Annotated in this window: 22 protein-coding genes; 6 read left to right on the top strand and 16 right to left on the bottom strand. The window is 69.4% G+C overall.

The genetic code is table 11. The annotated features are described in order from the left end of the window. Positions 1–11 precede the first annotated feature (11 nt). Genes KDW55_RS09330 through KDW55_RS09320 form a run of 3 tightly spaced genes read right to left on the bottom strand, consistent with a single transcriptional unit; the run spans position 12 to position 1,819 of the window. Positions 12–311, bottom strand: coding sequence for a DUF2795 domain-containing protein (locus KDW55_RS09330; protein WP_038570501.1), 300 nt, complete (start codon positions 309–311; stop codon positions 12–14). A gap of 38 nt (positions 312–349) precedes the next feature. Then, positions 350–1,378 carry an SDR family oxidoreductase gene (locus KDW55_RS09325; RefSeq protein ID WP_038570502.1) on the bottom strand — a complete coding sequence of 343 codons (1,029 nt, stop codon included), beginning with the start codon at positions 1,376–1,378 and terminating at the stop codon, positions 350–352. A 27-nt stretch (positions 1,379–1,405) separates the two neighbouring features. Then, on the bottom strand, positions 1,406–1,819 hold the full coding sequence (locus tag KDW55_RS09320; RefSeq protein WP_212161248.1) for a BON domain-containing protein: 414 nt from the start codon (positions 1,817–1,819) through the stop codon (positions 1,406–1,408). A 241-nt stretch (positions 1,820–2,060) separates the two neighbouring features. Between KDW55_RS09320 and KDW55_RS09315 the strand changes: the two genes are divergently transcribed. The 4 genes from KDW55_RS09315 to KDW55_RS09300 all read left to right on the top strand — a co-directional run bounded on the left by KDW55_RS09315 (position 2,061) and on the right by KDW55_RS09300 (position 6,212). Further along, entirely contained in the window at positions 2,061–3,374 is a 1,314-nt protein-coding gene (locus tag KDW55_RS09315; RefSeq protein ID WP_038572141.1) for a glycosyltransferase family 1 protein, read from the top strand. Beyond that, complete coding sequence (locus KDW55_RS09310; RefSeq protein WP_038572144.1) at positions 3,374–4,420, top strand: UDP-glucuronic acid decarboxylase family protein; 1,047 nt, start codon at positions 3,374–3,376, stop codon at positions 4,418–4,420. The genes KDW55_RS09315 and KDW55_RS09310 overlap by 1 nt, the downstream gene beginning before the upstream one ends. A 179-nt stretch (positions 4,421–4,599) precedes the next feature. Next, complete coding sequence (locus KDW55_RS09305; RefSeq protein WP_038572146.1) at positions 4,600–5,310, top strand: PIG-L family deacetylase; 711 nt, start codon at positions 4,600–4,602, stop codon at positions 5,308–5,310. After that, positions 5,292–6,212 carry a glycosyltransferase gene (locus tag KDW55_RS09300; protein ID WP_069242149.1) on the top strand — a complete coding sequence of 307 codons (921 nt, stop codon included), beginning with the start codon at positions 5,292–5,294 and terminating at the stop codon, positions 6,210–6,212. The genes KDW55_RS09305 and KDW55_RS09300 overlap by 19 nt, the downstream gene beginning before the upstream one ends. Positions 6,213–6,227: 15 nt before the next feature. Here the strand turns inward: KDW55_RS09300 and KDW55_RS09295 are convergent, their stop codons facing one another. Next, a complete protein-coding gene (locus tag KDW55_RS09295; RefSeq protein ID WP_209825795.1) occupies positions 6,228–7,595 on the bottom strand; it encodes a sigma-54 dependent transcriptional regulator in 1,368 nt (455 codons plus the stop codon). A gap of 347 nt (positions 7,596–7,942) precedes the next feature. Here KDW55_RS09295 and KDW55_RS09290 point away from each other — a divergent pair, with 347 nt between their 5' ends. Continuing rightward, positions 7,943–9,013: a sigma-54 dependent transcriptional regulator gene (locus tag KDW55_RS09290; RefSeq protein WP_212161250.1), complete on the top strand. Its 1,071-nt coding sequence runs from the start codon at positions 7,943–7,945 to the stop codon at positions 9,011–9,013. A gap of 31 nt (positions 9,014–9,044) precedes the next feature. Here the strand turns inward: KDW55_RS09290 and KDW55_RS09285 are convergent, their stop codons facing one another. The 11 genes from KDW55_RS09285 to KDW55_RS09235 form a co-directional block, all read right to left on the bottom strand. Next, a complete protein-coding gene (locus KDW55_RS09285; RefSeq protein WP_038570514.1) occupies positions 9,045–9,995 on the bottom strand; it encodes a glycosyltransferase family 4 protein in 951 nt (316 codons plus the stop codon). Further along, positions 9,985–11,061, bottom strand: a complete 1,077-nt coding sequence (locus KDW55_RS09280) for a glycosyltransferase family 9 protein (RefSeq protein WP_038570517.1) — start codon at positions 11,059–11,061, stop codon at positions 9,985–9,987. Before KDW55_RS09280 ends, KDW55_RS09285 begins: the two co-directional genes overlap by 11 nt. After that, entirely contained in the window at positions 11,058–12,059 is a 1,002-nt protein-coding gene (locus KDW55_RS09275; protein ID WP_212161251.1) for a glycosyltransferase family 2 protein, read from the bottom strand. The genes KDW55_RS09280 and KDW55_RS09275 overlap by 4 nt, the downstream gene beginning before the upstream one ends. Continuing rightward, entirely contained in the window at positions 12,046–13,803 is a 1,758-nt protein-coding gene (locus tag KDW55_RS09270) for a carbamoyltransferase C-terminal domain-containing protein (RefSeq protein ID WP_209825797.1), read from the bottom strand. Before KDW55_RS09270 ends, KDW55_RS09275 begins: the two co-directional genes overlap by 14 nt. Positions 13,804–13,806: 3 nt before the next feature. Beyond that, entirely contained in the window at positions 13,807–15,009 is a 1,203-nt protein-coding gene (locus tag KDW55_RS09265; RefSeq protein ID WP_212149342.1) for a glycosyltransferase family 9 protein, read from the bottom strand. Then, entirely contained in the window at positions 15,006–15,617 is a 612-nt protein-coding gene (locus KDW55_RS09260; RefSeq protein WP_038570552.1) for an HAD-IIIA family hydrolase, read from the bottom strand. The genes KDW55_RS09265 and KDW55_RS09260 overlap by 4 nt, the downstream gene beginning before the upstream one ends. After that, positions 15,608–16,357, bottom strand: a complete 750-nt coding sequence (locus tag KDW55_RS09255; protein ID WP_212161253.1) for an SDR family oxidoreductase — start codon at positions 16,355–16,357, stop codon at positions 15,608–15,610. Before KDW55_RS09255 ends, KDW55_RS09260 begins: the two co-directional genes overlap by 10 nt. Positions 16,358–16,530: 173 nt before the next feature. Continuing rightward, the gene (locus KDW55_RS09250) at positions 16,531–17,058 is read right to left on the bottom strand and encodes a hypothetical protein (protein WP_038570554.1); all 528 of its coding nucleotides are present in this window, start codon (positions 17,056–17,058) and stop codon (positions 16,531–16,533) included. Continuing rightward, positions 17,000–19,837, bottom strand: a complete 2,838-nt coding sequence (locus KDW55_RS09245; RefSeq protein ID WP_249174047.1) for an ABC transporter transmembrane domain-containing protein — start codon at positions 19,835–19,837, stop codon at positions 17,000–17,002. Before KDW55_RS09245 ends, KDW55_RS09250 begins: the two co-directional genes overlap by 59 nt. Before the next feature lie 53 nt (positions 19,838–19,890). After that, entirely contained in the window at positions 19,891–20,859 is a 969-nt protein-coding gene (locus KDW55_RS09240) for a BON domain-containing protein (RefSeq protein ID WP_212161254.1), read from the bottom strand. A gap of 313 nt (positions 20,860–21,172) precedes the next feature. Continuing rightward, a complete protein-coding gene (locus tag KDW55_RS09235; protein WP_059546042.1) occupies positions 21,173–21,538 on the bottom strand; it encodes a hypothetical protein in 366 nt (121 codons plus the stop codon). 293 nt (positions 21,539–21,831) lie between these two features. On the opposite strand from KDW55_RS09235, the gene KDW55_RS09230 reads away from it, so the two are divergent. Continuing rightward, the gene (locus tag KDW55_RS09230; RefSeq protein WP_212161255.1) at positions 21,832–23,418 is read left to right on the top strand and encodes an ATP-binding protein; all 1,587 of its coding nucleotides are present in this window, start codon (positions 21,832–21,834) and stop codon (positions 23,416–23,418) included. A 17-nt stretch (positions 23,419–23,435) separates the two neighbouring features. Here the strand turns inward: KDW55_RS09230 and KDW55_RS09225 are convergent, their stop codons facing one another. Then, complete coding sequence (locus KDW55_RS09225; protein WP_212161288.1) at positions 23,436–23,762, bottom strand: four-helix bundle copper-binding protein; 327 nt, start codon at positions 23,760–23,762, stop codon at positions 23,436–23,438. Between the last annotated feature and the right edge of the window lie 16 nt (positions 23,763–23,778).

Genomic DNA, 23,778 nt, shown 5'->3' with positions numbered 1-23,778 from the left:
TGCGGCGGCGCTCACATCAGCCGCCCGAGCTCCTTCGACACCGACGCCGGCGTCGTGTATTCGCGGTCGGGAATCTGCCGCAGCATGTCCAGCACTTCCTTGTCCGCATGCGAACGTTCGGCGCACTGGACGACGTCGTCCTTGGTCGCCGGATAGTCCATTCCCTTCAGCGCCTTTTGCACGTCGACCGGGCTCGGCGCCTTGCCGTGCCCCGTCTGATGCCCGCCCTTGTCGTGATCCTGCTGCGTGCGCTCGCCCTCGTGCGCGCGGGAGTGGCTGTATTCGTGGCCCGTATGTTGTCGGGATGACATGAAAACCTCCTTCGGTTGAAAAACGGAAAGGAACGCGCTTACGTCGACTCGCGGCGCGAGCGCGCCAGCGCGGCGAATACCAGGGCCGCCGTGCCCAGCGCGACCGCGCCGGCGACCTTCGGACGCTGCACCACCGCGTTGTACGCACACGCGCGCAGCACGGGCCCTTCCATCCCTTCGCGCTCGTGCAGCGCATGACGCGATTCGTACAGCGCGTTGTCGTCGCGCGGCCGTGCGGGGCGCACCGTGCGCTGGCCGCGCGAGAACAGCGTGGCCGCGACGCGATCGAACAGGCGCGGCGCGTGATACGCGCTGGCCGACGTCAGCTTCGCGGCGCCGCCGACGAACAACGTGCGGCGCGGATGCGCGGCCGCGTACAGGATCGCGTCGGCGACGAGTTCGGGGTCGTAGATCGGCGGCGGCAGTTTCGCCTCGACGTTCATGTAGTTCTTTGCGTGCATCACGAACATCGTGTCCATCGCCGCCGGCTTGATCAGCGTGACCGAGACCGGCAGGTGATCCGACTCCAGCTCGAGCCGCAGCGAATCGGTAAAGCCCTTCACCGCGTGCTTCGATGCGACGTACGCGCTTTGCAGCGGCACCGGCGCGTCCGACACCTCGCTGCCCATGTTGATGATCGCGCCGCCATGGAAATCGCTCTTGCGCCGGAAATGATCGGACGCGACGAGCGAGCCGTGCACGACGCCCCAGTAGTTGGTGTCGAACAGCCGGCGCTGATCCTCGAGCGGCACCGCGGCCGCCGTGCCGAAGATCGACACGCCGGCGTTGTTGACCCATGTGTCGAAACCGCCGTAAGTGTCGACCGCCATCGCGGCCGCGCGTTGCAGGTCCTCGAGATTGCCGACGTCGCCGGCAACCGGCACCGCGAGCCCGCCGTGCTGACGGATTTCATCGCACAGCGTGTTCAGCGCGTCCTCGTTGCGCGCGAACAGCACCAGCTTCGCGCCGCGCCGCGCCGCCTTGCGCGCGGTGATGAGGCCGATGCCGCTCGTGGCGCCCGTGATCACGATCGTCTGTTCGCCGACCGGTTTGAGCATGCACTTCATCGGGGTGCTCCTTTGACAGGGTCGGGATTATTTCGGGCGGATGGTCAGCTGGTTGCGCACGTCCTGCACGCCGTCGATCTTCCGCACGACGCCTACTGCCTGCGTGCGCTGTGCTTCGTCCGGCACGCTGCCGGTAAGCATCACGACGCCGTGGCGCGTCTTCACGTGGATGTCGCCGGCCGACAGGCCGCTCGTGCCGACCAGTTCGGCCTTGGCCTTGGTCGTGATGGTCGCGTCGCGAATCTTCGTGCCGGTGCTCGAATGCGTCGACGACGACATGGACGACGATGACGATGCCGCGCCGTCGTCGCCGGCGGCGAACACGTTCGGCGCGACGACCGTACAGGCGGCGGCCGCGGCGATCGCGATCGCCATGCCGACACGCTTCGCGGGCTGACGGCGGAATCGCGGTGCGCGGGCTTGCAGCGGGAATACCTTCATCGTGACCTCCTTCATGGTGCCGGCATGACCGGCGGGTATTCCGGGTGGCGCAAACCGCGTGCCGGGACCGGTGCGCCGCGCATGCGTGCGGGACCGCGATCAGACGCCCTTTCATCCAACGCGTTGTAATTTTTTCGGCGCATCGGTGAGCCGTTTCCCCCGCAAACGCCCGGGCATGCCGCTTGCCGAACAGGGACGCAACGGGGCCCGTCTGCGCGGCCCCGACTTCGGGAGCAACACCATGCAAAGAATCGCGTTGATCAGTGAACATGCGTCGCCGCTCGGCGTCATCGGCGGCGTGGATGCGGGCGGCCAGAACATCTACGTCGCGAACGTGGCGAAGCAGCTGGCCGAGCGCGGCCTCGACGTGGACGTCTACACGCGGTGCGACAACCCGCATCTGCCCGAAGTCGTGCAGATCGGCCCGCGCATGCGCGTGATCCACGTGCCGGCCGGGCCGCCCACGGACGTGCCGAAGGAGCGTTTGCTGCCGTACATGGGCGCGTTCGCGGACTACATGGTCGCCCGCATGCGGCGGGAGCCGGACCCCGTCGACGTGATGCACGCGAATTTCTTCATGTCCGGCGAAGCAGGCCTGCGCGTGAAGAAGCGCCTCGGCATTCCGCTGGTGACGACCTTTCATGCGCTCGGCCGCGTGCGCCGCCTGCACCAGGGCGCGGCCGACGGCTTCCCGGACGAACGCTTCGCGATCGAGGACACGCTCGCGCGCCGCTCGGACCGGCTGATCGCCGAATGCCCGCAGGACGCGCTCGACCTCACCACGCATTACCACGCGGACGCCGCGCGCATCGAGATCGTGCCGTGCGGATTCGACGCCCGCGAATTCCGGCCGGTGCCGCGCGTCGACGCACGCGCGCGGCTCGGCTGGCCGCAGGATGCGTTCATCGTGCTGCAGCTCGGGCGACTGGTGCCGCGCAAAGGCATCGACAACGTGATCGACGCCGTCGCGCGAATGCCGCGCGATCCGCAACGGCCGACGCGTCTTTACGTGGTCGGCGGCAGCCAGGCCACACCCGACCCGGCGCGCGATCCGGAACTCGCGCGGCTCGCCGCGCTCGCGCACGACACCGGCATCGCCGAGCGCGTGACCTTCGTCGGCCGCCGCGACCGCGATGCGCTGCACCTGTACTACAGCGCCGCCGACGTGTTCGTGACGACTCCGTGGTACGAGCCGTTCGGGATCACGCCGGTGGAAGCGATGGCGTGCGCGGCGCCGGTAATCGGCAGCGACGTCGGCGGGATTCGGACGACGGTCGACGACGGCACCACGGGCTACCTCGTGCCGCCGCGCGACCCCGCCGCACTCGCCGAGCGGCTGCTGCAGCTGCGCGCGCAACCGGCGCTGTGCGACGCGCTCGGCCGCGCCGGCTACCTGCGCGCACACCGCTTCTACACGTGGCGCGGCGTGACTGACCGCCTCGTCGACATCTACCGCGACGTCGCGCACCCGCAGCGCGCCGGCACCGCGGCCAGCCGCCGCACGCCCGTGGCGACCACGCCAGGTGTACTCGCGCACCGCAAGGAGAACGCATGATGAAGGGCTACGATCGCAAACGCATACTCGTCACCGGCGGCGCCGGGTTTCTCGGCTCGCATTTGTGCGAACGGCTCGTGACATCGGGCCACGATGTGCTGTGCGTCGACAATTTCTACACCGGCACGAAGGACAACATCGCGCACCTGCTCGATGCGCCGAACTTCGAGTTGATGCGGCACGACGTGACGTTTCCGCTGTACGTCGAAGTCGACGAGATCTACAACCTCGCGTGCCCTGCGTCGCCGGTGCACTATCAGCGCGACCCGGTGCAAACGACCAAGACCAGCGTGCACGGCGCGATCAATCTGCTCGGCCTCGCGAAGCGCGTGAAGGCGCGCATCCTGCAGGCGTCGACGAGCGAGGTGTACGGCGACCCCGACGTGCATCCGCAGGACGAACGCTACTGCGGCCGTGTAAATCCGATCGGCGTGCGCGCGTGCTATGACGAAGGCAAACGCTGCGCGGAGACGCTCTTCATGGACTACCACCGGCAGTACGGCGTCGACGTGCGGATCGCGCGGATCTTCAACACGTACGGGCCGCGCATGCACCCGGCCGACGGGCGGGTCGTATCGAACTTCATCACGCAGGCGCTGGCCGGCGAGCCGTTGACCGTCTACGGCGACGGCAGGCAGACGCGCTCGTTCTGCTACGTCGACGACATGGTCGATGCGCTGATCCGGCTGATGGGCGAGCCCGGCGACGCATGCGAACCGGTGAATCTGGGCAGCGACGACGAGATCGCGATGATCGACGTCGCGCGCGAAGTCGCGAGAATCGTCGGCACGCAGGTGCCGATCGAATTCCGCCCGCTGCCGTCCGACGACCCGCGCCAGCGGCGGCCCGATCTCGACGCCGCGCAGCGGCGCCTCGGCTGGCGCGCGACGACACCGCTTGCGAGCGGGCTCGCGCACACCGCGCGCTATTTCATCCATCGGCAGGCGGTGCATCACACGCCGGGCGATCTCGTGCGCAGCACACAGATCGCGTCGCACATGCTCGCGCAGATCAGCACGCAGAACCGGCCGACGACGGCGACGTGAATGCGATGGCGTGACTGCAGCCGGTGCGCACTGCGCGTCTGCAGCCGCGCTTGAGCCGTCGCGTCCCTCCGCCGGCATCGTCGGCCGTGAGCCGGATGGATGCACCGATACCGCGCGCATGCTCGCGCATCGCTGCCGGCACGCCCGCCGACAATCGTTCCGAGGGAGAATTTCGACACATGACCGCTCCGACACGCTGGCTCGTCATCTCGCCGCATCTCGACGATGCCGTCCTCAGTTGCGGGCAGGTGCTCGCGCAGGCGCCCGGCTCGGTGGTCGTCACGGTGTTCGCCGGCATTCCGCCACGTCATGCGGCCGCGCCACCGTGGGATCGGCGCGCAGGCTTTCGCACCGCCGACGAAGCGATGCGCAGCCGCCGCGACGAGGACCGCCGTGCGCTCGAAACGCTCGATGCGCGCCCGCTCTGGCTCGACTTCCTCGACGATCAGTACGGCGCGCCGGCCGCCTCCACCGACATCGCCGCGCGGCTGGCCGACGCCATCGACGCGCATCCGGGCTTCGGCGTACTCGCGCCGGCAGGCCTGTTCCATCGCGATCATTTGCAGGTTCAGCAGGCCGTGCTGCCGTTGCTGCGCGCGTCCGGACGCTCGGACGACGCAGCGCGCGTGTGGCGCTTCTACGAAGACATTCCGTATCGGCGCATCGAAGGACTGATGGCCAAGCGCGTGGCCGGCTGGCGCGCGCAGGGTTGGATCGCGTATCCGGACGCGGCGCCATCCGAGTCGGACAACCGCACCGACGGCGCGGCGGCGAAGGCGTTGGCGGTCGAAGCGTATGCGAGCCAGATTGCACTGTTCGAGCCCGACATGCGCGCCGAGCTCCGCGAACCCGAAGCGTACTGGCGGCTCGAATGCGACACGTGCGCGTAACGCCCCCGCGCGTGCATCGGCCGCCGCACGAGGCGCGCATGACCGCGGTCGTGCTGACCTACCGGCGGCCGGCGGAACTGGAACGCACGCTCGCGCGGCTCACGGAGCTGCCCGATCGGCCGGCGATCGTCGTCGTCGACAACGGCGCCGACGACGCGACCCTCGCCCTCGTGCGCGAGCGCTTTCCACATGCGGCGCTCGTGCACGCGCCGCGCAATCTCGGCGCGGCCGGCCGCAACCTCGGCGTGGCGCTCGCGCGCACGCCGTACGTCGCGTTCTGCGACGACGACACGTGGTGGGCGCCGGGTTCGCTCGCCGCGGCCGCGAATCTGCTTGACGAACATCCGCACGTCGCGGCCGTCACCGCGCGCGTGCTGGTCGGGCCGGAACAGCGTGAAGACCCGACTTGCCGGCTGATGGCAGACAGCCCGCTCGATGCGCCCGTCGCGCTGCCCGGCCGCCCGATCCTCGGGCTGCTGGCGGGCGCGACCGCGTTCCGGCGCGACGCGTTCCTGGATGCGGGCGGCTATCATCCGCGCTATTTCCTCGGCGGCGAGGAGGCGCTGCTCGCGCTCGACCTGTACCGCGCGGGTCGGTGGCTGGTATATGCACCGCATCTGACGGTTCATCATTACCCTTCGCAGCAGCGGGACGTGAAGGCACGCGTGAGCGTGACGACTCGCAATGCGGTATGGACCGCCTGGCTGCGATGGCCGGCCGGCGCCGCACTGGCGCACACCGCGCGCATGCTGCCGCACCTGCGCCGCGAACGCGGCATCATTCGCGCGTTCGCGGGCCTGCCGTGGATTTTGCGCGAGCGGCGCGCGATTCCGCCGCATGTCGAACGCATGCGCCGCCAGCTCGCCGGCGACGCGCGGCATCGCGCGGACGACCACGCGTGAGCGCCGCGCATGGGGTCAGGAATCCGGCTTTTCCGCTTCGTCTTCCAGTTGTGCGAGCCGGTTGTAGATCGTTTTCAGGCTGACGTCGAGCACCTCGGCCGCCTGCGCCTTCACACCGCCGCATTGCGCGATCGTGCCGAGAATCAGCTTGCGGTCGACTTCCTCCAGCGGCGTGCCGAACGGCACCGTCACGCGGTCTTCATGCGCGTCGACCATGCTGGATAGCTCGTCCATGATCGGCGGCGGCAGCGTGTCGATCACGTCGGCGTCGCTGAAGATGCTCGCGCGCTGCACGAAGTTGCGCAGCTCGCGCACGTTGCCCGGCCACGCATAGGATTTCAGCGCCTCGCGCGCGGCCGGCGAGAAGCGCAGGTTGCGCCCGCTCTCGTCGTTGTAGCGTTGCAGGAACGCGTCGGCGAGCATCGGGATGTCGTCACCCCGCTCGCGCAGCGACGGCAGCGGAATCGGGAACACGTTGATCCGGTGATAGAGGTCGGGGCGCAGCTTGCCCTCCGCCATCGCGGCTTCCGGATCGCGGTTGGTTGCGGCGACGATCCGCACGTCGACGTCGATCTCGCGCGTCGAGCCGAGCCGCGTGAGCCGGCCGGTTTCGAGCACGCGCAGCAGCTTGACCTGCGATTCCAGCGGCATCTCGGTGATTTCGTCGAGGAACAGCGTGCCGCCGTCCGCGCGTTCGAAGAAGCCCTTGTGTTGCCGCTCCGCTCCGGTGAAGCTGCCGCGGTCGTGGCCGAACATCTCGCTCTCGACGAGGTTCGCGGCGATCGCGCCGCAGTTCACCGCGAGGAACGGGCCGCGGCGCCGCAGGCTCAGGTCGTGCACCGTTTGCGCGGCAAGCTCCTTGCCGGTGCCCGATTCGCCGGTGAGCAACACCGACGCCTCCGTGCGCGCGACGCGGCCGATGGCATCGTAGACAGCCTGCATCGCCGGCGAGCTGCCGAGCATGCGGCCGAAGCGGCCGAGACGCTGCAGCTCGGAGCGCAGCTCGGCGATTTCCTCGTGCAACGCGGTGGTGCGCGGCACGCGCGCGAAGATGCTGTTCAGCCGCTGCATGTTCAGCGGCTTCACGAGATAGTCGGTCGCGCCGCGCCGCAATGCATCGATCGCGGTTTCAAGGCTCGCGTGACCGGTGGTCAACACCATTTCGCAATGCCCGCGTTTGGGCAATGCATCGAACAGATCCATCCCGTTGCCGTCAGGCAAAACGAGATCGCACAACACGAGATCCGGGGTATTCGTCGAGACGAGCGTGCGCGCCTCTTCGAGCGTCGCGGCCGTATCGCACGCGAGCTGCTGTGCTTGCGCGAGCGCCGCGAGCATCGCGCGCGTGTCGGCATCGTCTTCGACGATCAGGACGTAAGGCATCCAAGCTCCTTGTGATGCGGCCCGGCGCATGATGGAAACCGAGACCGCGGCGGGCATGCGGTGCGGGTGCGGCGCCTGGCACGGCGCGACGCATCGGCACGGCACACGAACGAGCAGACAAGCAGTCCTGCCATGACAAACGAGTGTTTAGCAGTATAGAAGAAGCGTGTCGTGCAGTCGCGCTTCATCGAATAAATCTATCTATTCGGGAACCTCGCATTGCGAGATTCAATCTCTGGCAATACCCGTAAACGGTATGCTTGTTAAACGAAAAACGACGCTCATTGCGTCATTTTTTCATCTTGTCTCGACGGTTTCGGTCAAAACTTCCCAACTCGGTCATACCCATGTCGAAATCCGACGATGACGGCACGCGACTGTTCGGCCGCTCGCGAACAATCCAGGATTTGCTGCAGAAAATATCGCGCGTCGCCGCAACGCGCGTGAGTGTGCTGGTGGTCGGCGAAAGCGGAGCCGGCAAGGATATCGTCGCGCGGCTCATTCACGACATGAGCCCGCGCCGGCGCGGGCCGTTCGTTCCGGTCAATTGCGGTGCGATTCCCAAAGACCTCGCGGAGTCGCATTTGTTCGGTCATGAAAAAGGCAGCTTCACCGGCGCGGTCGCGCAACACGTCGGCATGTTCGAAGCCGCACGCGGCGGCACGCTGTTTCTCGATGAAATCGCGGAAATGCCGGCGGAATTGCAGGTAAAACTGCTGCGCACGCTCGAGACCAACACGATCATGCGCGTGGGCGGCCACGAGGCGATTCCGCTCGACGTGCGGATCGTCGCGGCCACCCATCACGATCCGGTCGAAGCGGTGCGCAGCGGCCGGCTGCGCGAGGACCTTTTCTACCGGATCGCGACGATCGCACTGCACGTGCCGGCGCTGCGCCAGCGCGAGGACGACGTCGGCGACATCGCGCTGCAGATCGTCCAGCGATTGAACGCGCGGCACCGCACGCGCAAGCGCCTGTCGATGCAGGCGATGAAGGCGCTGCGCGCATACACATGGCCCGGCAACGTGCGCGAGCTGCGCAATGCGCTCGAGCGCGCGTTCATACTCGCCGACGAGCAGATCGAACTGCAGTTGCCGCGCCGCCCGCCGCCCCGCGAGGAAGTGCGCCACAACGCGATGACGCTCCACATCGGCACGACGCTCGCGCACACGCAGCAACGCTTCATCGTCGCGTCGCTGCGGCACTTCAACGGCGACAAGCCGCGCACCGCGAAGGCGCTCGGCATCAGCCTGAAGACGCTCTACAACCGGCTCGCACTGCTGCCCGAACACGAACGCAATGCGACGAGCGGCACGGCCGCGCCCGGGTCCGGCGCGGGCAGCGGCGCTGCGGCCGGTGCAACGGGCACAGCCGGCGCCGCAAGCGCGACCACGCCGCCTGGCGTGCCGAGCCCGTAAGCGCGCGCGGCCGTTCGCGCGGCCACGCGCGCTACGACGTCATGTCACGCAACGCGCTGTCCCAGTCGCGCGCGAACCGGTCGATCGCGAACCGCTCGCACGCGTCGCGCTTCGCGGCCGCGCCCCATTCGCGCGCGAGCTCCGGCTCGCGGATCAGCGTCCGCATCGCATCGATCAGCACCGCGGGCCGCGTGTCGGCAACGCCGTTGCGGCCGCTGCGCACGAGCTGCGCCATCTCCGTCGTTGCGAGCGCAACGATCGGCATGCCGATCATCATCGCCTCGATCACCGACAGCCCGAGGCTCGTATAGCGGATCGGATTGAAGAAGAACCGGTAGTGCGCGAGAAATTGCGGCAGCGCCGGATTCGGCACCTCGCCGATTCCGCCGAGTTCCGCCGATCCCATTCCGACCAGATCGAGCGGCACGCTGCGACGCACGTCCTCGAACAGATCCGCGCCGAGTCGCCGCCCGCGCCGCGCGAGGTTGTTCACGACCGTCACGCCCTTCGGCAGCGTGCCGTGATATTCAACATCACCCGGCACCAGCACGCCGTGCTCGATCACACGCGTCGGCGTGACGCCGTTGTCCCACATCAGCGCGTTGAACGGGGTCACGTGCACCAGCAACACGTTCGGATCCTGCACGGGGTGCAGCGTGTCGGTCGGATGCTCGCGCGGCGGATCGTGTTCGACGAACAGCGTCGGCAGCGCACGCTGCGCTTCGCTCAGCAGGCGCACGCGGTCGTGTTCGTAGTGGCTGTGATGCTGATACAGCACGCAGTCGAACTCGGTGTCGCGCACGCACTCGGCCGGCACCTCGATCACGTTGTCGCCCCACGGCAAATGCCCGACCCGCCCCGCATAGCCCGGCGGATGCTGGGGCTTCGTCACGATGTAGAAATCGTGCGGCGCCTGCGACAGGTAGTACAGATAGTTGCCATGCACGTGCCAGGTGAGCACGCGCAACCGCTTACGTGACATGACGTCTCTCCTCCGCGAGCAGCTCGCCCGCCCGATCGACCACGTCGCCGACGCCGATCGCGGTCGCGCACTCGTGTCCGTATGGACAGGTGTCGAACATGCACGGCCGGCAGGTCGGGTAGTTCGCGAGCACGCGATGGCGGTCCGCGTCGAGCGGCGCCCAGCGGGCCGTGTCGCTGCCGCATGCGACGACGATGCTCGGCGTACCGAGCGCCGCCGCGACATGCGACACGCCCGTGTCGTTGCACAACAGCAGCCGCGCGCGGCCGATCAGCGCGGCCAGCGCGCCAAGCGGCGTGCGGCCGCACAGATTCACGCACGGCCGCCCGAGATGGTCGGCGAATGCGTTGGCGAGCGCGAGTTCCCCGCGCGTGCCGGTCAGCACGATCTGCCAGCCGTCGTCGGCGAGCTGCCGCGCGGCGCTCGCGAACCGCTCGACGGGCCAGCGTCGCGACGCCATGCGCGCACCCGGATGGACGATCACGTAGCGGCCGGGATCGAGCGCATGCTCGTCGCAGAGCACATGCCACAGCGCGTAGTCGAGGCCGCCGAGCGGAAATTCGAGGTAGTCGCCCCAGTCCGGGTAACCAAGCTTGCGCGTGAGCGACAGATAGCGCGTGACTTCGGGCTCGCTGTCCCGCCACACGACGGAGCAGTCGAGCGCGGCCGCGCCGCCGTCGGGCGGCATGAATCCGGCCGTGCGCGTCGCGCCGAGCGACGCGACGATCGCGTTGGTATGCACGCCGCTGCCGTGCAGCTGGATCGCGAGATCGAAGTCGCGCGCGCGGCATTCGGCGACGAACGCCTCGCGCGCGGCCGGGTCGGCATCCGGTTGTTCGCCGAGGCCCGGCGCGCCGGGGAACGCGATGAAGTTGTCGATGTAATCCGCGAAGCGAGACGCGAATTCGCGCGCCCACGGCAATCCGATCAGCGTGATGCGCGCGTCCGGCTCGCCGCGCCGCAGCGCGCGCAGCGCGGGCACCGCGCACAGCATGTCGCCGAGTTGCAGCGCGCGAAAGACCGCGATGCGCATCGGGCCGGATGACGGAGCGGATTCGAGCATCATAGGAAGAACACCCGGAAATGGAGCGCGCCGCGCACGCGCCAGTACAGCGATACCGGCGGGATCGCGATCGACGTGACGATCATCTCGGCCACGTGCGACGGCGTAAGCCGCGTGCCGCGCAGCCGCCTTACGCAGAACGCCGCCGTGATCGCCGCCCATGCCGCCGCGCACGCGGCGGCCGGCGCGCGCAAGCCGGCCGCGAAGCAGACGAGCGCGGCGAGCGCGAACAACACGGCCGCGTAGTAGTTCCACGGCGGCATCGGCCGGATATGGCGCCGGTAGGTCGCGCGATGCTTCTTGTACAGCAGCGCGTCGAAATACACCTTCGACTGCGCGCCGATGCTCGAGCCCCACCGCGCGGGCCGCACCGGATGAACGATCCGCGCGCTCTCGACGTCGACGATCGGTCCCGCATGCTCGCGCAGCGCGAACATCAGGTCCGCATCCTCGCGCCACGCGCGCGTGAAGCGCTCGTCGAAGCCGCCGACGCGCTCGAGCGCGGCGCGGCGCACGAAGCAGTTCGCGGTCGCGAACTCGGCATGCGCGAGTCCGGCCGCGTCGCGCTCGTAGTCCGTCGGGCGCGGCCGCAGCGGCACGTCAATGCGCCCCGCGGCCGCGACCGCCGCCGGTTCGGCAAGCAGCGCGGCCGCGCCGTGCTTCAGCCACGTCGGGTCGGGAATCGTGTCGTCGTCGGTAAAGGCGATCAGCGCACCGCGCGCGCTGCGCCAGCCGACATTGCGCGCGCCGGCCGGCCCCTGCGTATCGGGCGCCGTCATGTAGCGAATCGCCGGCACGTCGGTCACGCGTGCGCGACATGCATCGACGACGGGCCGCGCGCTGCCGGCCGGATCGTCGTCGACGACGACGATCTCGTACGTCGTCGGATCGAACACCTGCACGCACAGCGCATCGAGGCAGCGTTCGAGCAGGTCGGGCCGCCGGTAGGTCGGCACGACAACCGACACCACCGTCGGCAGTTGCGTGTCACGCATGTTCATGTCGCGGCTTCTCCAGCAGGAACGAACCGATCACCAGCGCATCGAGCGGCGAGGTCCAGAAGCATTCGATCGCGTCGCGCGGCGAACAGACGATCGGCTCGCCGCGTGTGTTGAACGACGTGTTCACGAGCACCGGCACGCCGGTCAGCGCGTCGAACTCGGACAGCAGCGCATGCAGTAACGGGTGCTGATGCTCGTCGACCGTCTGCACGCGCGCGGTGCCGTCGATATGGCGCACCGCCGGAATCGTGGCTTCCGCGCCCGGCGCGACGTCGTAGACGAACAGCATGAACGGCGCGCGCAGCGGCGTGCGCTTGCCGCCGTTGAACCAGTGGTGGGCCTTGCTTTCGAGCACGACCGGCGCGACCGGCCGGAAGTCCTCGCGATCCTTGATCCGGTTCAGCTTGTGCTGCATCTGCGGATCGGTCGGCGACGCGAGGATCGAACGGGCGCCGAGCGCGCGCGGCCCGAACTCCATGCGGCCCTGGAACCAGCCGATCACCCGGTTCGCCGCGAGCAGCTCGGCCGTCTGCGCGGCGACGTCGTCGAGCCGCCGGTACGGCAGCTGCGCTTCCTTCACGAACGCTTCGATCGCGTCGTCGCTGTACGACGGCCCGAGGTACGCATGGTCCATCCGCCAGTCGCCGCGCATCCCGCGCATCCGGAAATCGGTCCACAGCGCGGCGCCGAGCGCGGTGCCCGCATCGCCCGCGGCCGGTTGCACCCATACGTCGTCGAACGGGCCGCGATCGCGGATCTTCGCGTTCATCACGCAGTTCAGCGCGACGCCGCCCGCCATCGCAAGCTGCTTCTCGCCGCTTTCGGCCGCCAGCCAGTCGACCGCCTGCAGCGTCGTTTCCTCGAGCACGAGCTGCAACGCGTGCGCGATGTCGCAGTGATGTGGCTCGATCGGGCCGCCGCGCTCGCGCGCCGGCCCGAACAGCGCGACCAGATCGCCGCCGCTGATTTCGTAGCGGCCTTCGCCGCCGTAGCGCACCAGCTTGCGCATCTCGTCTGCGAACACCGGCTTGCCGTACGACGCGAGCGCCATCACCTTGTACTCGTCGGATGAATGCAGGAAGCCGAGGTAGGTCGTCACCCGCTCGTACAGCAAGCCGAGCGAATGCGGCATGTTGACCTGGCCGAGCCGCCGGTACGCGTGCCCGTCGAACACCCCGTAGCTCGTCGTCGCGCGTTCGCCGCGGCCGTCCATCGTCATCACCGCGCAGTGCGCGTACGGCGCCGCGAGAAATGCGCTCGCCTCGTGCGCGAGATGGTGCTCGATGAAATGCCAGCGGAACGGCCCGTCGTGCGCGACGCCGCGAAAGCGCCGCTGCAGGTGATGCGGCGCACCGCCCGCGAGCTGGCGCGGCGCGTTGACGATCGACGAAAGAAACAGCGGATGCCACGGCGACGCGCCGTCGGCGCGCGGCGCGTGCGCGGACGGCGCAAGCGGCAGCGTCAGCTCGGGCGCGTCGCCGTGACGATCGAGCTCGAGCCACGGGTCGTACGAATACGCGACGTGGTCGACATCCGCGAGCACGATGCCCGCTTCGGCGAGACAGTAGTCGATCGCATGAAACGGCAGCTCCCACGTCGAGAACGGCACCGGCCGCTTTGCATGCTTCACGTGCGTGAAGCGTTCGTCTTCGGCCGCCGCGATCACGACGCCGTCGCGCACGAGACATGCGGCGCTGTCGTGGAACGCGGCGTTGATGCCCAGCGTATAAATCGGTTCGGCCATGCGTCAGCTCCTGGTGATGACGTGCGCGAAGGGAATCACGTTCGACGCGTTCGCCGCAGCCGGCTCGTCGCCATGGACGGCAGCCCGCGCGGCGGCGCGCTGCGCATGGCGTTCGCTGCCGCGCAGCAGCGCGTGCGTCGCCGCGACGACGTCGTCCACACTCACGCCGAGCAGACACGGATGGCCCGGCTGGTTGCAGACGCTGCGATAGCAGTTGCGGCACGGCACGTCGACGTTCAACGCGCGATGCGGCACACGCCACGGCGTGTGCTGCGGGTTGGTCAGTGCGTACAGATCGACGACCGGCGTGCCGAGCGCGGCCGCGAGATGCACGGGGCCGCTGTTGTTCGACAGCAGCAGATCGGCCGCCTCGATCAGCGCGCCGAGTTCGCCGAGCGGCAACGCGCCGGCCAGCGGCACCGCGCGCGGCCCGGCACGTTCGCACACCGCTTCGATGAGCGCGCGCTCGCCGGCGCTGCCGGTCACGGCGATGCCGTCGAACAGCGGCGCGAGCCGCGCAGCCGCGTCTCCGAAGCGTTCGGCGGGCCAGCGCCGCGACGCCGCGCTCGCGCCCGGATGCACGACCAGCCACCGCCCGTGCCCGGGCCCCGGCCGGCGCGCGCCGCCGATGCGTTGCAACGCGCCGCGCAAGCGCGCATGCAGCGCGCGCCGCGCCGTATCGCCCGGCTCGAACGCCATGCGCCAGTCGGACGTCTTCGCACCGATCGTGCGCACCAGCGCAAGCTGCCGTGCGACTTCGTGGCGCACGTGCGAATCCGGCTCGGTTTCAGGCACGCGATCGGTCAACAGTTCATACGGATTCTCGCGGCAATGCGCGAGCCGCAGCGGAATGCCCGCGAGCCAGCACATCATCGCGGCCGGCAGCGGACTCTGGCTGTACACGGTGAAGATCACGGCCGCATCGAAGCGGCCCGCAAGCAGCTGGTCGATCATGTCGAGATCGGCGACCGGATCGCCACGCGCATCGGGATGCTTGACCCACGGCGCATCGTAGGTCCACACGTCGTCGACCATCGGCAGATGGTTCGCGAGCGCCGCGCCGGTGCGCGACGTCAGCAGCGTGAGCCGGCGGTCGTGGCCGCTTTCCTTCAGCGCGCGCATTGCCGGCGTCGTCATCAGCACGTCGCCGAGGCTGTCGAGCCGCACGCACAGGATGCGGCGCGCGCGCTCCCACGCGGCGCTCATTGCCGCCCCCACACGCCGTGACGGCGCGTCGCCTCGCGTGCGACGATGTCGGCCGCGGAATCGAGACGGGCGACCACGTGATGCGGCGTGCGCACCGCATCGATCCGCCACTCGGTCTCGTTGCCGCAGTCGACGAGAATCGTGCTGCAGCGCGCGCCGTGGCCGGCCTCGACGTCGTCGAGTATGTCGCCGATCATCCAGCTGCATTCCGGAACGGCGTCGAGTGCCGCAAGCGCGCGGCGCAGCATGCCGGGGCGCGGCTTGCGGCACAGACAGTCGCAGGTATAGCGCGGCACGGTGCCCGCCGGGTGATGCGGGCAGTAAAAAAAATCCGCCAGCGCCGCGCCGTTTGCTTCGAACAGTTCGGCGAGACGCTGGCGGACCGCGCCAAGCTGTGATTCGTCGAAATGGCCGAGCGCGACGCCCGGCTGGTTCGACACGACCGCGATCGGCATGCCGGTCGCACCGAGCGTGCGCAGCGCGCGCGCGGCGCCCGGCGCGAGCCGCATCTGCGCGGGGTCGACGTTGTACGGCACGTTCTCGAGCAACGTACCGTCCTTGTCGAGCAGCACCGCGCCGGGCAGCCGCCGTTCGCGCTTCAGGGCCATGATGTCTCCTTCATCGGCAACACCATCACCTCCGGCACGACCGTGCCGGGCGGCTGCATCAGCACGAAGCGCACCGCGGCCGCGACGTGTTCGGGCGGCTGCAGCGTGTCCTCGTCGATGTCGGGGAAGCGGTCGAGCAGAAACGGCGTGCGCATCCCGCCGGCGACGATCGCCGACACGCTCACGCCGGCCGGCCGCAGTTCCGCGTGCAGCGCATGCGACAAGCCGAGCAGCCCCCACTTCGTCGCGTGATACGCGGACGCATTCGGCCATGCGCGCTTGGCTGCCGTCGATGCGATGTTCACGATGTGGCCGCGGCCGCGCGCCTTCATTATCGGCACGGCTGCATGGCACATCAGGTAAGGGCCGAACAGGTTCGTCATCATCACCTGCTGCCACGCGGCAACGCTGACGTCGTCGATCGGGGCGGTCACGTCGATCGCCGCGTTATTGACGACGATGTCGAGATCGCCGAGCGCCTCGCGCGCGTCGTGCACGACCTGCAGCACCGACGCCTCGTCGCGCACGTCGAGCGGCCGTCCGACCGCCTGGCCGCCGTGCCGCTCGAGCCGCTGCGCGACGGCCGCCGCGCGATCGCCGTCGAGATCGGCAACGATCACGTGCGCGCCGTGTTGCGCCAGTTCCTCGCAGATGGCCTCGCCGAGGCCGCGGCCGCCGCCCGTGACGAGTGCGGTACGGCCGGCGAGCGTGGGTCGGGCGGGATCGTGAGTCGCGTTCACTTGCACCTCCTGGTAGCGTCCGAAGAATCGTGGCGATGACACTTGTCGTGACAAGCGTCCTACAGGGGTACAGCGAAAAGCATGCCACTGCGCGGAAGCCCGCGCCGTATCGCACCGCGGCGCGGCTTCGCTGGCTTTTTTATAACCGGCTGTAAAAACGTGGCCGCGCGCGCTCAGATCGCGAGGCTGTCCGGCGTCGCCTGCGCGCGGTGCTTCGCGAGCGCACGCAGGCAGTGTGCGATGCAGCCGGCGAATGCCTCATCGAACCACGGCTGCGCGCCCGATACGCCGACCACGATCCCGTGCTGCGCCACCGCGCCCCACAGGTTCGTGTCGCCCGTGCGCAGCCGGTACGGCTCCAGCGCCTGCACGACATGGCCGTCGCGACCGGTCTCCCACGACAGCCGCGCCTTCGCACGTGCGTACGCGCGATAATCGGCGTCCCAGTCCTTCGGGTCGGGCAGCGAGAATTCGTACAGGATCGCGTCCTCGAACGCCGCGTCGCGCGGCCCCAGCGCGGGATCCATGATCACGATGTGCAGGCAGCCGCTGTCGCCGACGAAGTCGCTCTGCAACGCGGCCGACAACGTCGGCAGCAGCAGCTCGACGGCCGCGACCGCGGCCTGGCGGTCGGCGAACGCGCTACCGCCGCGGCGCGCGGTCAGGGTTTCGGTATTCGTCGGGTTCAGAAGGTTCGGCATGGATCTCTCCGGAAGAAAAAGCGAGCGCACGCAGCGCCGCGATCAGGTCGGCCGCTACCGCGGGCTTGGTCAGGTACGCATGGAACCCCGCTTCGACCGCGCGCGTGCGATCGCGGTCGCGCGCGTGGCCCGACAACGCCAGCGCCTCCAGGGGCGCGCGGCCGTCGCGCGGGCGGTCGGCGTCGAGCTGGCGCACGCGGCGCATCACCGCGTAGCCGTCTTCCTCGTCGTCGCCGAGGTCGATGTCGCAGACGAGCAGCGCCGGCCAGTCGACGCGGCGCGCGCGCCACAGCTCGTCGAGCAGCGCATGCCCGGACGCGAACGCCTGCACGTCGGCGCCCGCGACCTTCAACAGCGCGGTCAGCGCTTCACGCGCTTCGTCGTGATCGTCGACGCACGCGATGCGCAACCCTTCGAGCGGCGGCTTCGTGTCGGCGAGCGTCGCGGCGCCGGCGTCCGCCAGTTGCATCGATGCGGGCGCCACCGCGCACATCGGTAGCGACAGGTGCAACGTCACGCCGATGTCGTCGCGTTCGCGCAGGATGTAGCCGCCCGCTTCCTCGATCGCGCGCTGCAGCAGTTCGAGATCGGCCAGCGACAGCTCCGGCACGTCGACGCCCGCGCACGTGATCGTGATGCGCGCGTCGGGATCGTGGCGCGCCGTGCGCACTTCGACCTGCCCGCCGCCGCTCGCGTCGATGCCGCCGCGGCACAGCTCCCAGATCAAGCGGCGCAGCGCAGCGGGGTCGGCCTTGACGACGAGATCTTCGTCGGACAGCTGGCGAAACACCGGCACGCCGCGCGTCGCGGCCGCCTCCGCGAGCGAGTCGAGCACCTGCGCGACCAGCGGGTTGATCCGCACCGGCTGCCGCGCGAACTTTGCCTCGGTGCGTTCGAGTTCGCGCTGCTGCGCCTGCAACGCCCACATCTGCGCATACACGCCGTTCTCGGCCAGCAGCTCGTCGTGCGTGCCTTGCTCGACGAGGCGGCCGTGCTCCATCACGAGGATGCGGTCCGCATCGACGATCGTCGACAGCCGGTGCGCGATGATGAGGCTCGTGCGATGCTCGGCCACGCGCATCAGTTCCTGCTGGATCGCGCGCTCCGAGCGCGTATCGAGCGCCGACGTCGCCTCGTCGAATACGACGATCGGCGGCGCCTTCAGCAACGCACGCGCGATCGCGACGCGCTGCCGCTCGCCGCCCGACAGCCGCACGCCGCGCTCGCCGACGCGCGTGTCGTACGCGTCGGGCAGCCGTTCGATGAACGCGTCGAGCTGCGCGCCGCGCGCGGCCGCGACCACGTCGGCTCGCGTCGCATCGCGCCTGCCGTACGCGATGTTGTACGCGAGCGTGTCGTTGAACAGGATCGTGTCCTGCGGCACGATGCCGAGCGCGTCGCGCAGGCTGCGCTCGGTCACGAGGCGCAGGTCCTGGCCGTCGATCCGGATCATGCCCGCATCGGGCTGGTACAGCCGGAACAGCAGCCGCGCGAGCGTCGACTTCCCCGAACCGCTGCCGCCGACCACCGCGACCGACTGTCCGGGCTCGATGCGAAACGACACGTCCCACAGGATCTGCCGGCTCGGCTCGTAGCCGAAGTCGACATGCTCGAATTCGATTGCGCCGCCGCGCACCACGAGCGGCTGCGCACCGGGCACGTCGCCATCTTCGCCGGGCTTGCCGCGCGCATCGAGCAGCGCGAATAGCCGCTCGATGTTCGTCAGCGCGTCGTTCGCCTCGCGGAACACGAAACCGAGCGCATTCAGCGGCAGACTGATCTGAATGATGTACGCGTTGATCAGCACGAGATCGCCCACCGTCATCGTGCCGCGCGCGACATACTGGCCGGCGAGCAGCATCACCGCCGCGATCCCCGCGCCGATGCATGCGCTCTGCCCGATATGCAGCGCCGACAGCGCGTACTGGTTGTCGACGCCGGCATCGCGCCATTCGTCGAGCACGCGTTCGAGCCGGCCGCGCTCGACGTCCTCGCGCGCGAAGTACTTCACCGTATCGACGTTGAGCAGGCTGTCGACCACGCGCGAATTCGATTCGGCCTCGAGTGCGTTCACGCGGCGCTGGTAGCGCATGCGCCGCCGCGTGAACACCACCGTATACGCCGCATAGACGGCGAACGTGATGAGGATGATCGTCGTGAAGCCGCCGCCGTACTTGCTGATCACGATTACGAGCACCGAGCCGATCTCGATCGCGGTCGGCACGACCGTGAACACGGCGACGCCCAGCAGGTAGCCGATGCCGGCCGTGCCCTTCTCGAGGTCGCGCACGACCGCGCCGGTCTCCCGCTGCGAGTGGAACCGCGCGCCCAGCCGGTGCAGATGACCGAACGTGCGTACCGTAAACGCGGCGACCGTATGCTGCGTGACCTGCACGAACGTCATGTCGCGCACTTCGTTCAGCGCATTGGCCGCGAAGCGCACGACCGCATACGCGAACAGCAGCAGCACCGGCAGCGCGATCGGCTGCCCGGATGCACGGCCGAGCCCGTCGACGATGTCCTTCAGAAGCAGCGGCACCGACACGGCCGCGGCCTTCGCCATGATCAGCAGCACGATCGCCGCGAGCACGCGCGCGCGGTAATGCCAGATCGCGCGCCACAGCTCGGCCGCGATGCGCAGGCGCAGCCCGCGCTTCGGATCGTCGGACGCGGCCGCGCGCACGCCGCCTGCGGTGTGGCGCGCGCGTTCGTCGCGTGAATCGCGATCGTCCTGGTCTTCGCGCTCGCCGCGCGTCGGGTCGTCAGTGCCGGTCGTCATGCGCGCGATGGCTGGTTCCTTGGTGATCGGATCGTCGTCCCGCGCATCGGCCGTCAGTGACGCGGTTCGCGGCCGGCGCCGCTGTCGGCCGCCGTGCTCCCGCCGGCGCCGCTACCGGCCCCGGCGCCGGCCGCGCTGCCGCTGCCCGGTTCCGGATCGCGCGCGGCCGGCAGCGTCGGCGTGACGGTGCGCTGCGACGGATGGAGCACCGTCCCTGTGTCGTGCTCGCCGTCGCGGCGCACACGTACGCGATTCTCGACGTCGCGCACGCACATGCAGCTGTCGGCGATGTCCTCGATGTCGTGCTTCATCCAGCGCGACGGCACGGTGCCGTCGAGCTCGACGCGGCCGTCGCGCACCTGCACGGTGACGTCGCTCACGTCGATATCCAGCGCATGCGCGAGCCGCTCGCACACGTCCTCGCGGATTCGCTCGTCCGAACGCGTATAGCCTTTCGGGCCACGGCGCTGACGCATCGGCTCGCGCTGCACGTCGCTGCCAAAACGCGACAGGTCGGGCGCGTCGGCGCCGCGTGAATCGTAATCGCGCTCGCCGCCGTACCAGCCCATCCGGTGATGTCCGCGCACCCCCGGCCGGTCGCCGCCGTAGCCCGCTTCGCCACCATAGCGGCCCTCACCGCCATGGCGCCCTTCGCCACCGTAGCGCCCCTCGCCGCTTTCGCGCGCGGCATTGCTGCTGCCGCGATGACCGTAACCGCGCTCCGCCTCCCACGCCGGATCGCGCGCGCCGGCCGGCGCGTCGCGCCAGTGGGTCGCGCCGCGCAGCGGTTGCTCGGCCGCCGGGCGCGCCGAGCGCTCGCTCCATTCGCTGCCCCGGTCTTCCGGCCCGACGTCCTCGCTCACGAAGCGCCGATACGCGGATTCATAGTCGGCGTCATGGCGCTCGGCTTCACCGCCGCGAAAATCGCGCTCGCCGGCGCCGCGGTATGCGGGTGCGCCGCGTTCCTGCCAGTCCGGCGGCCCGCCACCTTCGCGCTGCCGCCCGGGATATCGTCGTTGCATCGTCGTGTCCCTCCTTGATCGCGCCTGTGCCGCGCACGGCCCCATGTCGCGACGCGATGCGCGTTCGAAGGATCGTTGCAAGCCGCGTGCCGCGTTCGCGGCCGAAGCGGCTGCGGCGGCGCGGACGTGTCCGCAGCCGGCATCGCGATGTCTGGCGTTCCGTAGCGTTTCATACCGTTGCACCCGGCGTGGACCGGGCCGCCGGTTTCAAAACCGCAAGCGCGCCAGCGCCTGCCATGCGTCGCTGGCCGGCCCCGTCCCTATCTGCAATGCGATTGCACTTTTTGCCCAATTTCCGGCGGGATCGGGGACCCTATGCGCCGCCCGCACCAGGCTCCCGCGGCAAGTCGGCGTCTTCCGTGCTGCCCGGCTCGCTCAGCCGCTCGGTGCGGTCGGGCTCGATGTCGGCTGCGTCCTCCAGCCCAGCATCGCCGTCCGCCGATGCGCGTTCGCCGGTGCCAGCGCGGTCCGTATCGCTGTCGAGCGACGCGTCGCCGCGTTCCAGCGCATGTTCGTCGAGCGGCGAATCGACGTCGAACGGATGCCGCCGCGCGCCCGCCGTGTCGCTGCCGCTGTCGGACGAGTCGCTCGGTCCCAGCGCGCGGCCGTCGCGGCCGCGCTGCGCATTGTCATCGTCCGGGCCGACCGGGTCGTTGTCGGGATTCAACGTGCTGTTCATGTCGGTGTCCTCGTGTAGCGCCGGGCCGCGGCGCCATTGGCATTCGCGCGCCATGCCGCGGCCTGCGGGGGGCGTCGCACGCAATCGGCGTGCCACGTTGCCGCCGGCACGGCACGCGACCGCGACAGTTGCCCGCAACGAGCCGCGCGGCACGGGCAATGCGCAGTCATTGCTCAGGTGAATCGTGTTCCCGTATGCTGTTGCGGGAATCAATCCGGTTTCAATTGCCGCCGCCGGCCCGGCCGACAGGTGGCAGGGCGGGTTTTGTCCGCACCCTTCGAGTTGCCGTTCCGATGACAAAAGACCACGCCATTACCGATCCGCATGTGCCGCCCGGCCCCGCCGCCGACGCGCGGGATCTGCTGCACCGCTTCGCCGAATTCCGCTTCGAGACCGTCGTCGGCGCGATCACGGACTACGCGGTGTTCATGCTCGACCCGCAGGGCAACGTCGCCACGTGGAACCGCGGTGCGGAACGCATCAAGGGCTACCGCGCGGCCGAGATCGTCGGTCATCACTTTTCGCGCTTTTATCCGGCCGAAGCGATCGCCGCCGGCCGCCCCGCGTACGGGCTGCAGGAAGCGGTCTCGCACGGCCACTTCGAGGACGAAGGCTGGCGCGTGCGCAAGGACGGCACGTTGTTCTGGGCGAGCGTCACCATCACGGCCGTGCGCGACGCGGCCGGCCAACTGGCCGGCTTCATCAAGATCACGCGCGACATGACGGAGCGCAAGCGGCTCGCCGAACTCGAAGCGTCGACGCACCGGCTCAGCGTGTTCATCGCGATGCTCGCGCATGAACTGCGCAATCATCTCGCGCCGTTGCGCCACTCGGTCGGCGTGCTGCAAAGCCTGCCCGATCCCGCGCCGGCGCTCGCGCAATGCCGCGACGCCGTGCACCGCCAGGTCGGGCAGCTGACGCGGCTCGTCGACGATCTGCTCGACGTCGGCCGCATCACGGCAGGCAAGCTCCACCTCGACAACGCGCCGGTGACCGTGCGCGACCTCGTGTGTCGCGGCGTGGAAAGCATCCAGCCGAAGCTGGCCGCGCGCGAACAGCACATCCACGTCGACTTGCCGGCCGATCCGGTCGTCGCGCGCGGCGACGCCGCACGGCTCGTACAGGTGCTGCACAACCTGCTCGACAACGCATCGAAATTCTCGCCGCGCGGCGCGCGCATCGACGTCAGCGCAAGCGTCGATGCTTCCGGCGTCGCGATTCGCGTGACGGATCGGGGTGTCGGGATCGCGGCGGGGTCGCTCGACAAGATCTTCGACCTGTTTGAACAGGACGCGACGGCGGGCCGGCGCCCGTCCGACGGATTCGGGCTCGGCCTCGCAATCTGCCGGTCGTTCGTCGAGCTGCACGGCGGGATGATCTCGGCCGCAAGCGACGGTCCCGGCCGCGGTTCGACGTTTACCGTGCGACTGCCTGTCGACCCGACCGCGCGCGTCGAAGCGCCCGCACCACACCCGCCCGAGCATGCGGCGCCCGCGCCGCTGCGCGTGGTCGTCGTCGACGACAACCGCGATTCGGCGGATACGCTGGCGGTGCTGCTGCAGGTGAAGGGGCACGACGCACGCGCCGCATACGACGCGGACGAAGCGCTCGCGCTCGCGCGCGAAACCGTTCCGCACCTGATGCTGATCGATCTGTCGATGCCGGACATCGACGGCTTCGCGTTGCTCCACGAACTGCGCTCGATCGACACGCTCGCCGGAATGGCATGCGTTGCGCTATCGGGTCATGCGTGCCCGTCCGATCGCGCGCGCACGGCAAGCGAGGGCTTCGACGATCACCTCGTGAAGCCCGTCGAGATGGCGGTTCTCGATGCGCTGCTGCAGCGCGTCGCACAGAAGGTTCACGGCGGCACGCGTTGAGCGTGGGCCGTTTTTGGTCATTCGGCCATCGCCCGGCACATCGCCGCGCAGGATTCGCACGCGAGCGCGCAGCGGCGGCAATGCTCGTGCGTATGCCGCCGGCATTCGGCCGCGCACAGGTCGCACGCATGCGCGCACAGCGTGCAGATGCGCGGCGCGAGCACGCTGCGGCGCGCCATTGCCCCCGACGCAAAACGGCACAGCTGCGCGCACTCGATATCGAGCGCGATGCAGTCCGTCAGTTGTTGCGTATCGGGCCCCGCGAGACATCCGGCCGCGCACGCATCGCACGCATGCGCGCACGCGTCGCAAGCGGCCATGCAGTTGTCGTAGCGTTCGTTCATCTGGTTCATCGCATTG

The organism is Burkholderia sp. AU19243 (genome assembly GCF_018148075.1).
GTDB lineage: Bacteria > Pseudomonadota > Gammaproteobacteria > Burkholderiales > Burkholderiaceae > Burkholderia > Burkholderia latens_A.
The sequence above is the reverse complement of the archived record's forward strand: the minus strand, read 5'-3'. Positions and strand labels throughout refer to the sequence as shown.